We start from the raw sequence: 1015 nt of genomic DNA, 5'->3' as shown, positions 1-1015 counted from the left end.
GGTGATTTAGGCAATGGGGTAAGAAGTGATGAAGGAGCTTTTAATGATATGATATCACGAGCTGAACAAGTTGGTTTTAGTTCAAAAGTCATCGGAGATTTAAAAGAGATGGGAGGTAGAAAACGTATAAACGATGTTGTGACATTGATCAGGGATTTTCTCACTGGTAAAGCTGCTGGACCGTCTATTTTTGCGACGGCGATGGATTATGCCGATGCGCCAAAAACATATGAAAAAATACGTGGCAATTCAGTAGTAAGCGATGTTGAAGGTATTGCCAAGGGAGTCTCTGAAACTGGGAGTCAATGGAAAGCGACATTTAATGACATGAAGGCAACTATGTTAAGAGGATTAGAGGCATTAAGAACAGGTAAAATAAGATATTAATGTATGCAAAATTTTCTTTTTCTGATATTTGGGTTGTTTTTTATTTCTATATCCTGCCAGCAAGACGGGCATACTGTAAATTATTATGCAACAGGTGAGAAATTTGAAGAAGGACAGATGTTGAATGGGAAAAAGGAAGGTCTATGGATCCGTTGGCATGAAGACGGGAGCAAGCAAGGGAAGTATAATTATAAGGCTGGTGTTCTTGACGGAGCCAGTATACAATGGTATCCAAATGGCCAGGAACAAGTTGTTGCAACGTACAGTAGAGGCCGATTTGTTGATACTGTTAAACGCTTTTTTGATAATGGCCGATTGAATTACCTGGAGTATTATGCTAGGCCAGGTAAACCGGAAGGAGAATTTAAACTATGGCATGAGAATGGTTTAATCGGACAAAAAGGTTTTTATCGAAATGGCAACATGGATGGAGAATGGGTAAGCTATTATAAAAACGGGCAAATTAAATCTAAATCTTTTTATAAAAATGGGAAACGCTTAAGTGAACTAAGGTTTGATGAAAAAGGAAATATTCTAAATAAAGAAAATTTCGAGAATAATAATGAGAGAATTGAGTAGATGGTTGATCTATTGGGGCTATAAGCCCATGTAGAACGTATGATTACGG

2 protein-coding genes are annotated in these 1015 nt (G+C 37.6%); both read left to right on the top strand.

Features of this window, described 5'->3' with window-relative positions:
• Positions 1–387: hypothetical protein (locus tag QT327_RS28060; RefSeq protein WP_289554494.1), on the top strand; the 387-nt coding region annotated here is incomplete at its 5' end.
• A gap of 3 nt (positions 388–390) precedes the next feature.
• On the top strand, positions 391–966 hold the full coding sequence (locus QT327_RS28055; RefSeq protein ID WP_289554492.1) for a toxin-antitoxin system YwqK family antitoxin: 576 nt from the start codon (positions 391–393) through the stop codon (positions 964–966).
• Positions 967–1015: the final 49 nt, after the last annotated feature.

The organism is Olivibacter sp. 47 (assembly GCF_030372825.1).
Taxonomy (GTDB): Bacteria; Bacteroidota; Bacteroidia; order Sphingobacteriales; family Sphingobacteriaceae; genus Olivibacter; species Olivibacter oleidegradans.
The sequence above is the reverse complement of the archived record's forward strand: the minus strand, read 5'-3'. Positions and strand labels throughout refer to the sequence as shown.

Excerpts from the sequence above, each read along its gene's own strand:
- QT327_RS28055 (WP_289554492.1), top strand. The coding sequence starts at position 391 with ATGCAAAATTTTCTTTTTCTGATATTTGGGTTGTTTTTTATTTCTATA.